Source organism: Gorillibacterium timonense (genome assembly GCF_001457415.1).
Classification (GTDB): Bacteria; Bacillota; Bacilli; order Paenibacillales; family NBRC-103111; genus Gorillibacterium; species Gorillibacterium timonense.
Genome location: NZ_LN881721.1, coordinates 207954 through 221285, shown reverse-complemented (window position 1 = coordinate 221285; position 13332 = coordinate 207954). Strand labels below are relative to the sequence as shown.

The window sequence follows — 13332 nt, the reverse complement described above, 5'->3', positions numbered from 1 at the left end:
GCTCCGCCTCACGAGCGGATGAGAACGAGGCTCTCTTGACGTGTGCTCAAATACTCAGACCCATCGGAGGTGACGACGAGATTCTCTTCCAAGAGAATATAAGGCGGCTTCCCCGGGAGGATGGTCGGCTCCAGCGTGAAGATCATATGCTCTTCCACGGTGCCGTAAGGCGACCGGCCATACCGGTCCCAGCGGGGACCGAGCAAGGTGCCGCCGTCATGCGTCTCGCGCCCGATCTGGTGGCCCGTGGCGTGACTGATCTCCGGCATGCCGCGGTCCAGCAGGAACTGGCGGGCGACCGCGTCCACCTCATGGCCGACGGCCCCGGGCTTCAGCGCCCGCTGCGCCGCGCTGATCGCATCGAACGCCGCCTGGAACGCATATTTAGCATCCTCCGGCGCGTCCTCTTCATCCGCCTTCAGGAAGTAGACCGTTCGTGCGATATCGGAGACATACCCCTCGTAATCGATGCTGTAATCGAAGATGACCAGGTCTCCCGGTTCAATGACCCGGTCGGACGGCTGCCGGTGGGCGATATTCTCCTTGAGCACCATCGGCATCGACAGCGTGCGGTCCAGGCCGTTCACCACTCCGCGCTCCTGCATTTCCACGAGAAAGAGCTCGCCGGCTTGTTTTTCCGTCATGCCGACCTTCAACTTCTCGAATACCGCATCGTAGATGTCGAGCGTGACGTCGATCGCCTTTTTCACCCGGCGGATTTCTTCCGGCGTCTTGATGCTCCTAAGCTCCGTCAGGAACGATTCGGAGGAAACGAACTCTCCGTCGTATTCCTTCAGCACCTCCAAGAGCCAGCGATATCGGCCGAGCGTCAGCCCGTCGCACAGATGCTCATCCTTGGAGTAATTCAAGGCAATATGACTTGGGGCGAGCTTCAGCACAAGCGCTCTAAGCGCCTCGTCCAGATTGTTCGTATATTTGACGACCTCATGGAACAGGCCGCTTTCTTCAATGTCCTGCGCGTCGATGGAGCTGCAGACCGCGTAGCGTTCCCCGCTTGCGAGGATCAGAAAAGCTCCCGGGCCGACCGTGCGCACTCCTGTCACGAGCGGCAGACACGGATCGCTTCCCTCGCTGGTCAAGATCAGCCACAGTGCGATTCCCCGGTCGCTCAAGGCCTTGGAGGCCTGCTCCATCTTTTCCCGATTCACCGAATAATTCATTTCGCACCTCCGTTAGTGAAGCATAGATCAAGCAATGTCTTGGACAGCACCTTAGCCCCGAACAAGTAGGAGTCGCGGGTGATCCGCTCGTCATGCTGATGGACCCGCTCGAGAACCGCTGCGAAATGATCGGTCAGGAGCGTCGGCGAAAAGCCGTAGATGCTATCCGTATAAGGCCCCAGGAACCTTCCGTCAGTCCGGCCGAGCGCCAGGAACGGGATCAGCTTCGCGTCGAACCCGAATGCCTGGCAATTGCGTTCAAACAGCTCCAGCAGCTCGTTCTCCATGCTGCTCTCGTAGCCTTCTTCGAAGCTGACGATTTCCCATTCCACCTCTGCGCCTTTCATGAGCTTCTCCATCAGCCGCTCGATGTCCTGAACCGTCGTTCCGGGCAGCACGCGGAATTCGATCTCCGCCTCGGCCTTCCCGGCAATGACATTGATCCGTTCCCCGGCGTTGATCTCATTGATCATCAACCCGTCATGGAGCATGTATTGCATCAAATTGTTGTAGGTCGATTCAATGACCTGCTTGCTGTTCGGACTGAGCCCGGTCTCCAGAATGAAGCGGCGGGAGAGCGCCGTGTATTTCTTCGGAAATTTGTATTCAGCCAGCCTGCCGAGGGCTTCGCCAAGGCGGAAGACCGCCTGCTCCCGGGGCGGGCAGGACGCGTGTCCCGAAGGACCGGTTGCACGCAGCATCACCCGGCAGACGCCCTTCTCTCCCGCCGCGCAGAGAATGAGGCTGCGGCCGCTCAGCAAGAGCGGAAAGCCGCCGCCCTCGCTGATCACATACCCGTCGTTCTGCAGCTCCGGGAACCGCTCGATCACCTGCGCCATGCCGAGGTGGCTGCCCGCCTCCTCGTCCGCCGTAGCGACCAGATAGACAGTCCGGTCAAGCTCCGCTTCCCGTTCCTTCAATTGAAGGAACGACGTCAGCTGCATCGCCGTCAGCTGCTTTGTATCGAGGGTCCCGCGCCCATAGATGACGCCGTCGACCTCCTTCGCCTCAAAGGGAGGATGGCTCCACTTCTCGGCATCGGCGGCCACGACATCCAGATGGGAGAGCAGGATGACGGCCGGCTTTGGCCCGGCCCCGAGCTTCGCGATGAGATTGGCCCGGCCGGGCTCCGGCTCGAACACTTCGCTGGCGATTTCCCTCGCTGCGAGCTCGGCGCGGATGAAGTTGACCGCTTCGAGCTCTCTTCCGGGAGGATTGGATGTATCGATGCGAATGAGTCCGGTAAAAAGCTCAAGGGTTTGCTTCTCCCATTCGGGAGTTCCGATCGGCTCCTCCATCAGCCTCCCTCCTGTCAGCATGGAATGGTGACCAGCTCCACCTGCCGCTTGCTCAGCAGCTTCGGGCCTTCCTCGGTGATGACGATGTTCTCCTCGACCAGCATGCAGGGCAGCCCGCCGTCCTGGATGACGGTCGGTTCAATGGCGTACACTTCGCCAACCTTCACGATCCCGCCGGAATCCTCCTTATGCGGCGGGCCAAGGCGCGTTCCGCCGTCATGGCACTGCCGGCCAACCTGGTGGCCGACGGAGTGGCGGATGGTCGGGTAGCCTCCCGCCTCGATATGGCGGCGGCCCGCTGCATCGACCTCATAGCCCTTCTTGCCCGCTTCGATGAAGCCGATGGCGGCGCTGATCGCCCCGACAGCCGTATCGAACGCGTGCTGCACATCTTCCGGCGGCTGCGTCTCCCCAGGCTTCAGGAAGTAGAGGGTGCGGGCGACATCGGAGCAATAGTCCCGATACTTCACGGACATGTCCATGATGACGATGTCGCCCGGAATAACGGCGGTATCGCCCGGCTTGCGGTGGGCGAGCCCGGCGCGGACGATGCAGACGAGCGGCGGATCGAACGGATGGTCGATTCCGTTCGTGACGCCGCGGGCTTTCATCCCTTCGACGAACAGCGCGCCGATCTCCCGCTCGGTCATGCCGCAGCGGACCTGAGCGGCTACCTCGTTGAAGATCTCTTGGGTATAGTCGACAGCCTGCTGAATGCGCTCCAGCTCCGCCGGTGTCTTGATGCTGCGGATTTCCTTCAGCATCGCTTCGCTGGACACCTCAATGGCGGTCAGCTTGTCCTTGCCTACCGCCTGCTCAAGAATCTGGTATTGCCCGACCGTCATCCCGTCGCAAAGATGGTCGTGCAGCGAGAAGTTTAATGCGAGCTTCTGCGGATCAAGCTGCTTGAGAAGAGCGCCGAGCGCCTCCTCAAAGTTTTTCCCGTAGGGAATCACTTCGGCAAACAAGCCGCCGTTCTCAAAATTTCCCCGGTCGCTCTCGGATGCCAGGATGACGTGACGCCCGTCTGGCTTCAGGATGACGGCCGCCTCGTGAATCGAGGTCGTGCCAATGAGCAGCGGCAGGGAAGGGTCGCTTGCTTCCCGGTTCAGAATCAACCAGGCGTCGATGTTGTTCTTGCTCAGCAGCTCCGCCGCCGCTCTCAATTTCTCATAAGCGACGCGGTATTCGTCCTTGATCATGTTTATCCCCTCCGTTCTAGATAATTTCTAACGGTTTGATGGAGCGTCGATGCTCCAAACTCTATCGAGCTGCAGGCGATTCTCTCGTCGACGCCGTGCACCAGGGTGACCGCCTGCTCAAAGGTCATATCCTCCGGAAGCACAGGCGAGAACCCGAATACCTTGCAGTTGTAGTCGCGCAAATAACGGCCGTCGCTCGTTCCCGTTGCGATGAACGGAACCAGCCTTGCACCGGGCATCCGCTCGGCAATGGCCTCCGCCATCGCCTCATACAGCTCGCCCTCGCAGCCGGAATCGTAGCCTTGCTGGCAGGTGAGGATCTCCCACTGGATGCCGAGGCCGTCGCACAAGGTGTCCAGCTTGCTCTCGACCTCCTCCCGGCCGACTCCCGGTAGAAGGCGAATATCCGCCATCGCCTCGTATTCTCCGGCCAGCTCCCGGCGGCTCCTTCCGCCGCTCCACAGCGTAAGCGCGATGGTGCTCTCGGTCATCGCCTTGATCATGGTGCCGAACAGGGGGCTGACCTTCACCTTCAGCGCTTCCGCCTGTTCGGAAAGCGTCCGGCCTTCCGGAGCTTCGCCGCTTGCCTTCATCAATTCCGCGATCAATTTGCGGGTGGTCTCCGGGATCACTCCGTCCCAAGAGGTGGAAGATATTCGGCGAAGCAGCTCCGAAAACCGGACCAGCCCGGTGTTTTCCGGGTAAAACGGGTTGCGGTTCGGGACTCGCGGATACGTAAATTTCACTTGGCACAAGCCCTTCTGCCCCACTTCGCAGAGGTAGAAGACGTGCCTGTTTACCACAATGGGAAATCCGCCGCCCTCGCTCACGACATCCGCCCCCCGGAACAGCTCGCCATGCGTCTTCAGCAGCGATTTGAGACCGTATTCGCTCCCGCTCTCTTCGTCGGCCGTGGCAATCAGGTAGATGTCCCGCTTCGGGACCACCTTCTCTCGAGCGAGAAGCAGCATCGTCATCATTTCCATTGCCGTAAGCTGCTTGGTGTCGACGGTTCCTCGTCCCCAGAGATACCCATCCTCGATGACTCCTTCGAAGGGCGGGTAGGTCCACTCCTCGGGATTTGCTCCCACCACATCCAGATGAGACAGCAGGATGAGCGGCGGACCGACCTCTCGGCCCGAAAGCTTCAGCAGGACATTACCTCGGCCCGGAGCCGTCTCGACGATTTCGGCGGGAATGCCCTCCGCTTCCGCGATTTCGGCGAGATAACGGGCGGCAGCCAGCTCGCCGCCGGGCGGGTTGGCGGTATTGATTCGGATCAAGCTCTGGAGCAGCTTCGTGGCTTCTTGTTGAATGGCATCGGCCTTGTTCATAGGTCTTGTGCTCCTTTGTGCTGCAAAAGGGGAATAATGGGAAACATAGAAACCCAAAGGGGCTCTATGCTTCCCAACCCTAAGCATGTCATGCGTTTGTCAGCCTTGCTCGTGCGGTGCGAATATTCATCAGCCGGCAGAAGCGTTGAGGCGTGGCCCCCGCTTTCCCTTGGGGCTGCGAATTATTCGCTCACACTCCAATCCTTGGCGTCGAAGCTTACACCGCGGAAGTCCGGATTGAAGTTCTGCACTCTCTTGTTCGCCGTAAACACGGTCTTCTGTCCATAGATCGGAATCCACGGAATGTCGTCCGAGAGAATTTTGCCGATCTCGTGGAAGGTCGCCGTGCGCTCGTCCTGATTCGTCTGGGACAGCTCCTTCTCGAACAGCTCGTCCATCTTCGGGTTGCTGTAGCTGACGAAATTGTAGCCGTTCGGCGGCATGAACTTCGAGCTGAAGTACGAGCGGTATTCATCCGGGTCAGCTTCAACACCGAATCCGAGGATATACGCATCGTAATCGTCAGCCTTCACCGCTCTTTGCTTGCCGTCGCTTCCGGTCGGAAGCAGCTTGGTTACCAGCGTCGAGAAGTCGAGCGAGATGATTTCGACGTTTACGCCGATCTCGCCCCATTGCTGCTTGAGCAGCACGCCGGTTTTCTCGCGCTCAGGCTTGCCGGTCGGCACGTTCAGGGAGAATTTCAGCTCCTTGCCGTCCTTTTCATAGAAGCCCTTGCTGTTCAGCTTGAACCCGTCTTCCTCCAAAAGCTGCTTGGCCTTCGCTTTGTCGTACGGGTACTTGGTGACGTCGGGATTGTGCGACCAGTGGGCGTTCGGGAAGAGGTCGTCGCTCACTTCTCCGTATTCGCCGATGACGCTGGAGACGATCAGGTTCTTGTCCGTGCCGTAGGAGAGCGCCTGCCGTACCTTGAGGTCGGAGAAGAACGGGTTCAGCAGGTTGAAGCCGACGTAGTAAACAGACAGGTCGTTCGCCGCTTTCACATCCGCGAAATCCAGCGTCTTGATGGAAGCCACCTGATCCGCTGCAACCGGAACGATGTCGATTTCCTTGTTCATGAATGCGGCCAGCATCGTGTTCGCATCCCCGAACCGTGTGATGATCTTGTCCAGCTTCGGCGCTCCGCCGAAGTAATCCGGGTTGGCGGCCACTTCAATGTACTGACCGGTCTCCCATTTCACGAACTTGAATGGGCCCGTGCCGATCGGATTGCGGTTAAAATCGTTCTTCGCCCAATCGGCGGGAGAGACATCCTTCAGAATGTGCTCGGGGAGCACTCCGATGAACAGGCTCGCCAGGAAGGAGGCGTTCGGCTTCGTCAGGGTAAAGGAGATCGTGTGTTCATCGATCACCTTGATGCCGGACACGCTGTCAGCCTTGCCGCTGTGGAATTCTTCCGCGCCGGCTACCGGCTGTACGCGGCTATAGGCGCCGCCGTCGTAGCGAGCATCGGCCATGGAAGTGAACGTGAAGGCGACATCGTTCGCGGTGAACGGCTGCCCGTCATGCCATTTCGCATTCTCCTGCAGGTGGAAGGTATACGTGAGGCCATCCTCGCTGACGTCCCAGCTCTTCGCCAGGTCGCCGACCATCTTCAGCTCAGCATCGGGCTGCACGAGAGAATCAAAGATCATATGGGTAACGTTCGTATCGCTTGTCGTCGCGTAAATGAGCGGGTTCAAGTTTCCGGGCTCCGATGCTTGCGCCACGGTAACCGACCCGCCGGTCTTCGCAGGAGCGGCCGATGCGGTCGCTGCTGCTTCCGAAGAAGACGGTGACGGAGAAGACGTGCTGGAACTGCTGCTCGAGCTGCATGCGGACAGTGCCATGCTGATGCCGAGGATGAACGTGAGTACGGCCGATCCTTTTTTCATTCGAGTGCTCCCCCCGATAGTGTTAGTTTTTATCACATCGGTACCAACGTGATAATTAATTATCATTCTAGCGACCCTTTTTCCGAAATGTTGTAGCGCGCGCTACATAAAAAGAAACTGAAAGCGATTTTAATTTTGAAAATTCAATCTGTCGGACGTTATAATAAATAAAACGAATTTTGTCGAAAAAAAGATTTCATCTGTGTTCTACTTGCATTTTTTCATCGCCATCCTGATTCATGGCATAATTACTGACACAAGTTCGGATCGGAGGGCATCATCCATGTCGAAAACCCACTATGTCCAAAACCACCTGTGGAGCGATCATTTTGCCGACTGTCCCGTCGTCACCATGAGCAAAAACCGCCTGATCGCTGAAGAAGGCACGGTGATCAACCAGATCTATTACATTGAGTCCGGCCGGGTGAAATTCTCGATCACGACGCCCGACGGGAACGAGAAGATCATGTACATCGTGAACAAGGGAGAGCTGATCGGGGATCTCTGGTCCGCATCCAAGCGGCCCTACTTCATGTCCGCTACGACACTGACCAAATGCTCCTTCCGCGTCATGGAACAGAAGGCCTTCCTGGACGTGCTGTTCAGCAACCGGGAGCTGGCTGAGAGCTGGATGGGCAATCTCTCGGAGATCGTCGAGTTCCTCGTCGACCATGTGACCGAGCTGGTTTTTCTCGACAAGGAGCAGATCATCATCAAGTACATTTACCGGCTGAGCTTCAACTACGGCGTGGAGACGGACAGGGGCATCAAGATCAACACGAAGGTCACCCATCAGCTGTTCGCCGATCTCATGGGCTGCTCGCGGATCACGGTGTCGAAGATCATGAGCCATCTGATCAAAATGAACATCATCAGCCGGGAGGACGGCTATATCTATATCACCGATATGGATGAGCTGAAAAAGATGCTGAAAGGGTAAGGCCAACGCCCGCGTGGATAACAGCACCAATTGGGATGGGAAGGGCCGTTTTTTCTCTTTGACTTTTTCCGAGAGTTCGCTATACTGGTAAAAACCATACAGCATCTTCCATGACAGGGACAGTAGCTGCGGAACAGAAGGCCAAGCGAGCCGGGAGAGTGAGAGCCGGTACGACGTCCGTTAGTGAAGCGCACCCGAGAGATCGGCTTCCGAATGAAGGGTAGGAAGCCGCGGCCGAGACCGTTATCTCGATCAAGGGGTTATACAGTCGTATAACAACAAGAGTGGTACCGCGAATGCACATGCCTTCGTCTCTTTTTAGAGACGGGGCTTTTTTATTTCATGCGAAAGAGGGAGAGAAAGGAAATGCCGACCTTAAGCGAAACGATCATTCAAGGGCTGAGCAATGCGGTGCATCAGATTGTGGAGAACGGCGAGCGACGCGATCCCCCTCCCCTCGTTCTGCATCTGGAGCAGCCCACCTATCTGGAGCACGGCGATTATTCCACCAACGCGCCTCTGCAGCTTGCCAAAGTCCTGCGCCAGCCCCCGCAACAGATCGCTCATGCGATCAAAGCCAAGCTGGAAGCGGACGGCTATTTGGATCATCTCTTATCGAGGATCGAAGTGGCTCCGCCGGGATTCCTCAACCTATTCCTGGACTGGGAGCAGTGGGCTGGACGGGAGTTCACCGTTCCGCAGAATCCCGGAGAAAAGGCTGTGATCGAGCACACCTCCATCAATCCGAATAAATCCGCCCATATCGGACATCTGAGGAACTCGTGCATTGGAGATACGCTGGCGCGGCTCATGCGGAGAGTCGGCTATCAGGTCGAAGTGCACAATTACATCGATGACCTCGGCAATCAGCTGGCCGATACCGTGGTCGGGCTTCTTCACCTTCCCTATGAACACGATCACAGCCGCTTTGGCGACTACTGCTGGGATCTGTATGCGCGCGTAAACCGGGAATATGAAGCATCCCCCGAGCTGGCTGCAGAGAGGACGAACGTCCTTCATTCCTTGGAAAAAGGGGACGATAATACCGCCTGGATCGGACTGCTGGCGGCGGAGAGGATCGTTCGAGAACATCTCGACGAGATGAAGGCCTTCGACGTCGGATACGACTTGCTTGTTTGGGAAAGCGAGATTGTCCGGGAGGGGTTTTGGGATTCGGCATTCCACCTCTTGCAGCAGACCGGCCACTTTTATCAGGAATCGGCGGGGGCCTTGCAGGGCTGTTGGGTTTTGACGCAGGGAAGCTCGGCAGCGGGAACGAACGATTCCGAGCATATCGCAGATAAAGTTCTTGTGCGCTCCAACGGAATCCTGACCTATACGGCCAAGGATATCGCCTATCACCTCTGGAAGTTCGGGCTGCTAGACAAAGATTTTCGCTACAAAGCCTTTGCGGACGGGATCGGCTCCACCCACCGCGCAGGAACGACTGGCGAGTTCGGAGGGGCGGATCTCGTCGTAAATGTCATCGATTACCGCCAGCACTATCCTCAAGCCATGGTCAAGCAAGCCTTTGAGCTGCTCGGCTTCCAAGCTCAAGCCCAGAAGCTGCGCCACGTCAGCTACGGCGTTGTGTCCCTCAGCCCCGCCGCAGCCGAGGAACTCGGAATCGACACCTCAGCGGGCAAACCCTCCTATGCCATGTCCGGCAGGCAGGGAATCGGAATCAAAGTCACCGAGCTGCTCGACCGCATGGAGGCCGTGATCGAGACCAAACGCTCCGACAAGCAGGGGCTGCCTAGCCGCACCATCGCCGCCGCAGCGATCCGGTATTACCTCCTCCGCTTCAGCCTTCCCACCGAGGTGATCTTCGATATCGGACAAGCGACGGAGACGACAGGCAATTCCGGCGTATATCTCATGTACTCCCACGCCAGAGCGGCCAATCTGCTGAGCAAAGCCGGGATTACGTCGCCTCCCGCCCCCTCATTTCCAGCTCAGCCCGTCAAGGCGGAGCTTGCCCTGCTGAAGCAGCTCGCCCATTGGCCAGATACGCTTCATCTGGCGAGCTGCGAGCTGTCGCCAAGCTTGATCTGCTCCTACGCTCACGAGCTTGCGGTGCTGTTCAATGCTTTCTACGGCGCAGTTCCGATCTTGAAAGCGCCCGACGGCGAGTTGGGCTTCCGGCTCTGGCTGACGTCAAAGTTCCAAGAGACCATGGCCGACGCCTTGTCGGTGCTAGGGCTTCCGGCTCCTAATCGGATGTAGGCGATACGGGCAGCGACATGGACCTGACATGCTGTCAACCTTAGTCGTGCAGATAGGAGTCGATTTCTATCGGTATGGGAATTGGGTACATCTGCATAATTATATCCGGCCGCGCTCAAGCTAGTGGGTAGCGCTCGCTCCATGAGCGCTCCAATCCCAGGAGGTGCGAAGCAATGGCCAAACCGGACAATCGGGCAGACAATGTTGAGCATTTGCAACAGAGCATTCAGAACACCTTGGAGAACCTGAATGAAGCAGAAGATTACCTGAACGAGTTCTCCTCCGAGATCAGCGACGAAGAACGCAGCCAAATCGAGAAGAAGAATGAACGTCGCAAGGAGAGCATCCAAGGCTTCCAGGAGGAAATCAAAGACGAAGTCTAATCTCCACTAAGGCGTGGTATCAAACCCAACTGGCCGAAATTCGGTTTGAAAACACACCATAGTCTTTCTCTCGGCCACTTTCCGGGACCCCTGAGACCACCCGCTCTTCCCGTGGGAAGGCGAGTTGCCCTCTATTCCGTGAAAGTGGCTCTTGCACGTTCGGGGAAATCGAATATAGTCAGAGATAGAAGGATCGTGGAGGCCCCGCCATGAACTATTATCAAGAGCGAATCGAGACGGATTCGATCATCCCCGCCAAAATCTATATCGGCAAACCCCAAGACACTACCTGCCATTACCCCTTGCACTGGCATACTCATCTGGAGTTCGATCTTGTGTTGGAAGGCAGAATAAGCGGAAAGATCAACGGGAAGCAGACCGAAGCCCGTGCCGGAGAATTCTTCTTCGTCAACAGCGGCGACTTGCACGAGACGGCTGGGTATGATCGAGTAACCCCCATGTGCTCCATCACGATCTTGCTCTCTTATCCAATGCTAAAGGACTATTGTCCCGATGTGGATTCCTATTATTTCGACTTCACCGGAAACGAAAAGGCACAGGCAAACGTGAAAGCGCTCATCCTTCGGTGTGCGGAACTCTATGAAGCAAAGAAGGAATTCTATGAGCTGGAGATTTCCATCGCTTTAAGAGAGATATGCCTCGTTCTGTTACAAGCTTGCAAGAAAAAGAGGCAGGACCATCTGTTCGGCAGGTATGAGCAGAAAAGCATGTTCCACTTAAAAAAAGCCATCGCCTATCTGGAGACTCATTATGAGAACGACATTTCGTTGAATGAGATCGCTGACGAGGTCGGGATGTCTCCCACTTATTTTTCGCGCTTTTTCAAGAAAACGACCGGCGAAACCTTCTACCATTATCTCACGGCGATCCGGCTCTATTATGCCCATCAGGAGCTGATGAACCGGGATGCTTCCATTACGGAAATCGCCTTAAACAACGGCTTTTCCAATGTGAAAGCCTTTATCGAGGCGTTCAAAAGGGTATATCACGAGACACCGGCCAAGTACAAAATCCGAATGGAACGCGATTATGCGAAAAGATAAGATTTGACAAGAACAGGTTAAAAATGAACAAGACTTCCCCGCCTTGATCCCGTACGATGACAGTAGAGACAAGGAAGGGAAGTGCTTTCATGCACAGGGACCTGGAGGCTGCATTCGATCGCGTGGTGAACCTCTTGCAAAAGGATCCGCGTTGCAAGGGCGGTTGGCACTACGGATCGATAAGCCGAGCAGAGCAAGACGTTTATTCGGATTACGACCCTGTCTTTCTGGTGGCGGATGAAGACTTTGAAGACTTTGCCGCGGATGCGCCCAAGGTGCTTGCCGAGGCTTCGGACGAGCTGTTGATCTTCTGGGGCGAAAGCTTTAATGATGCGCATTTCAAAAATTACTGCAGCGTGATTCGCTTGGGGGATAACCTGCATCAGTTTGATTTTTTTATCATTAACGCCGATTATCCCGAGGAATGGATGTGCCGGCAGCATTGCAAGGGCTGTTCACGGGAGCAGATCATCTTTGACAGAGACGGGGAAGTCGCGGAGTTTCTCGATAGAGGCTACCGGACCGATAACCACATCCCCGATGCGGTCAGGGCGATGGACACCTACTGGTTTCATACCGAGATGCTGATCAAATACTTCAAGCGCCAAGACCGGTTTAAGCTGCTCAAAAATATCGATGTCCTGTTTCACGCGCATGTGGACCTCTTGCTGAGCCAATACGACACGCTGGATTGGGGCTCTTGGGAAAGCAAGGTCAAGTATTGCGTTCCGGAAGAGAAGCAGCAGCATGTGCTGGGTTATTTTGCGAAGGCGGAATTTGCTGATCTGGAAGCTGCGATAAGAAGCAGCATGCTTCTATTCCGGCAGGATGCGGAAGAGCTGTGCAAAGCCAAAGGAATCGATTATCCGGACACCATCGCGCGGCAGGTCATCTCCTACTTTGAGAAGAGGATGAATGCGGACGATTCGGAGAATTGGGGATAGACGCCAAGAACCGGGAGACGGATGCCCCCGGTTCTTGGTCTATATAGGCTAAACGTAAGAATGTTGCGGATCAGGCCGATTGACGCCGCATTGTATCCACACGATTCGAGTGGTGAGCCGGCGAGGATTCCCCTGCTTACAGGGTGTTGTAGCTGACGAATTCCGCTACTGGCTTGCGGTAGCCGCGCGGTCTTTGCCGGGAAGTATCTTCCTTGCCCAGGGTGATAAGCATGGTCGGCACGAGCCGGTCCGGCAGCTGCAACGCTTCCTTCAGGCTCTCCGGGTTGAATCCGATCATCGGGCAGGTGTCCCATCCTTTGTCCTTGGCGACAAGCATGAAGAGCATGGCGGACAAGCTGCTGTTGCGGATCGCCTCTTCCCGTTTGAAGGTATCCCCGCCCTCCTCGTAAAATCCGAGAACCGATTCGACGGTCATGTCGTATTCCTGCTTATTGATGACGCCCAACTGGAGCAATCCTTGGTTGATCTCCCCAACCTGCTTGTAGGCATCCAGATCGCCCAGCACCACGATGACCGCGGATGCGGTCTTAACTTTGTACTGCTGATTAGCCGCCTCGTAAACCTTCTCCTTAAGCTCGGGATCGGTCACCACGAGGTAACGAGTATGCTGCAAATTGAATGCCGAAGGAGCAAACTTGACCAGATTGAACAGCTCGTCCAGCTCCTCGTTGGAAATGCGAACCTCCGGTTGAAACTTCATTGCGGATCTTCTGTCTTTGACGACAGCGGTCACTTCAGCCATGTGGATTTCCTCCTATGTATAAACCATGTGATAAATGGTACATGCCGATCTGCACTTCATGGAAAAAACGAATCATCCTTGCCATTGGCTTATTATACATTAGTA

The 13332-nt window shown here is 56.2% G+C and carries 11 protein-coding genes and 1 other annotated feature; of the genes, 5 read left to right on the top strand and 6 right to left on the bottom strand.

The window, feature by feature from the left end; translation table 11 throughout:
- Positions 1 to 8: 8 nt before the first annotated feature.
- From BN2684_RS03150 to BN2684_RS03130, 5 genes are all read right to left on the bottom strand, one after another.
- The gene (locus BN2684_RS03150) at positions 9 to 1181 is read right to left on the bottom strand and encodes a M24 family metallopeptidase (RefSeq protein ID WP_058300725.1); all 1173 of its coding nucleotides are present in this window, start codon (positions 1179 to 1181) and stop codon (positions 9 to 11) included.
- Positions 1178 to 2479 carry a M20/M25/M40 family metallo-hydrolase gene (locus tag BN2684_RS03145; protein WP_058300724.1) on the bottom strand — a complete coding sequence of 434 codons (1302 nt, stop codon included), beginning with the start codon at positions 2477 to 2479 and terminating at the stop codon, positions 1178 to 1180. Before BN2684_RS03145 ends, BN2684_RS03150 begins: the two co-directional genes overlap by 4 nt.
- A 14-nt stretch (positions 2480 to 2493) precedes the next feature.
- A complete protein-coding gene (locus tag BN2684_RS03140) occupies positions 2494 to 3681 on the bottom strand; it encodes a M24 family metallopeptidase (RefSeq protein WP_058300723.1) in 1188 nt (395 codons plus the stop codon).
- 2 nt (positions 3682 to 3683) lie between these two features.
- Positions 3684 to 5015 (bottom strand): M20/M25/M40 family metallo-hydrolase, encoded by a 1332-nt coding sequence (locus BN2684_RS03135; RefSeq protein ID WP_058300722.1) that lies wholly within the window; start codon positions 5013 to 5015, stop codon positions 3684 to 3686.
- A gap of 182 nt (positions 5016 to 5197) precedes the next feature.
- On the bottom strand, positions 5198 to 6907 hold the full coding sequence (locus BN2684_RS03130; protein WP_058300721.1) for a peptide-binding protein: 1710 nt from the start codon (positions 6905 to 6907) through the stop codon (positions 5198 to 5200).
- Between the two features lie 283 nt (positions 6908 to 7190).
- On the opposite strand from BN2684_RS03130, the gene BN2684_RS03125 reads away from it, so the two are divergent.
- The 5 genes from BN2684_RS03125 to BN2684_RS03105 all read left to right on the top strand — a co-directional run bounded on the left by BN2684_RS03125 (position 7191) and on the right by BN2684_RS03105 (position 12464).
- Positions 7191 to 7847, top strand: coding sequence for a Crp/Fnr family transcriptional regulator (locus BN2684_RS03125; protein WP_058300720.1), 657 nt, complete (start codon positions 7191 to 7193; stop codon positions 7845 to 7847).
- 101 nt (positions 7848 to 7948) lie between these two features.
- Positions 7949 to 8166 (top strand) — a binding site (T-box leader).
- Between the two features lie 47 nt (positions 8167 to 8213).
- A complete protein-coding gene (locus BN2684_RS03120) occupies positions 8214 to 10073 on the top strand; it encodes an arginine--tRNA ligase (RefSeq protein ID WP_058300719.1) in 1860 nt (619 codons plus the stop codon).
- A 173-nt stretch (positions 10074 to 10246) separates the two neighbouring features.
- The gene (gene tlp / locus BN2684_RS03115; RefSeq protein WP_058300718.1) at positions 10247 to 10456 is read left to right on the top strand and encodes a small acid-soluble spore protein Tlp; all 210 of its coding nucleotides are present in this window, start codon (positions 10247 to 10249) and stop codon (positions 10454 to 10456) included.
- A 209-nt stretch (positions 10457 to 10665) separates the two neighbouring features.
- The gene (locus BN2684_RS03110) at positions 10666 to 11520 is read left to right on the top strand and encodes an AraC family transcriptional regulator (RefSeq protein WP_058300717.1); all 855 of its coding nucleotides are present in this window, start codon (positions 10666 to 10668) and stop codon (positions 11518 to 11520) included.
- Positions 11521 to 11609: 89 nt separating this feature from the next.
- The gene (locus BN2684_RS03105) at positions 11610 to 12464 is read left to right on the top strand and encodes an aminoglycoside 6-adenylyltransferase (RefSeq protein WP_058300716.1); all 855 of its coding nucleotides are present in this window, start codon (positions 11610 to 11612) and stop codon (positions 12462 to 12464) included.
- A 136-nt stretch (positions 12465 to 12600) separates the two neighbouring features.
- Here BN2684_RS03105 and BN2684_RS03100 read toward each other — a convergent pair whose 3' ends face one another.
- Positions 12601 to 13227 carry a nitroreductase family protein gene (locus BN2684_RS03100; protein ID WP_058300715.1) on the bottom strand — a complete coding sequence of 209 codons (627 nt, stop codon included), beginning with the start codon at positions 13225 to 13227 and terminating at the stop codon, positions 12601 to 12603.
- Between the last annotated feature and the right edge of the window lie 105 nt (positions 13228 to 13332).

Excerpts from the sequence above, each read along its gene's own strand:
- BN2684_RS03150 (WP_058300725.1), bottom strand. The coding sequence starts at position 1,181 with ATGAATTATTCGGTGAATCGGGAAAAGATGGAGCAGGCCTCCAAGGCC.
- BN2684_RS03145 (WP_058300724.1), bottom strand. The coding sequence starts at position 2,479 with ATGGAGGAGCCGATCGGAACTCCCGAATGGGAGAAGCAAACCCTTGAG.
- BN2684_RS03140 (WP_058300723.1), bottom strand. The coding sequence starts at position 3,681 with ATGATCAAGGACGAATACCGCGTCGCTTATGAGAAATTGAGAGCGGCG.
- BN2684_RS03135 (WP_058300722.1), bottom strand. The coding sequence starts at position 5,015 with ATGAACAAGGCCGATGCCATTCAACAAGAAGCCACGAAGCTGCTCCAG.
- BN2684_RS03130 (WP_058300721.1), bottom strand. The coding sequence starts at position 6,907 with ATGAAAAAAGGATCGGCCGTACTCACGTTCATCCTCGGCATCAGCATG.
- BN2684_RS03125 (WP_058300720.1), top strand. The coding sequence starts at position 7,191 with ATGTCGAAAACCCACTATGTCCAAAACCACCTGTGGAGCGATCATTTT.
- BN2684_RS03120 (WP_058300719.1), top strand. The coding sequence starts at position 8,214 with ATGCCGACCTTAAGCGAAACGATCATTCAAGGGCTGAGCAATGCGGTG.
- tlp (WP_058300718.1), top strand. The coding sequence starts at position 10,247 with ATGGCCAAACCGGACAATCGGGCAGACAATGTTGAGCATTTGCAACAG.
- BN2684_RS03110 (WP_058300717.1), top strand. The coding sequence starts at position 10,666 with ATGAACTATTATCAAGAGCGAATCGAGACGGATTCGATCATCCCCGCC.
- BN2684_RS03105 (WP_058300716.1), top strand. The coding sequence starts at position 11,610 with ATGCACAGGGACCTGGAGGCTGCATTCGATCGCGTGGTGAACCTCTTG.
- BN2684_RS03100 (WP_058300715.1), bottom strand. The coding sequence starts at position 13,227 with ATGGCTGAAGTGACCGCTGTCGTCAAAGACAGAAGATCCGCAATGAAG.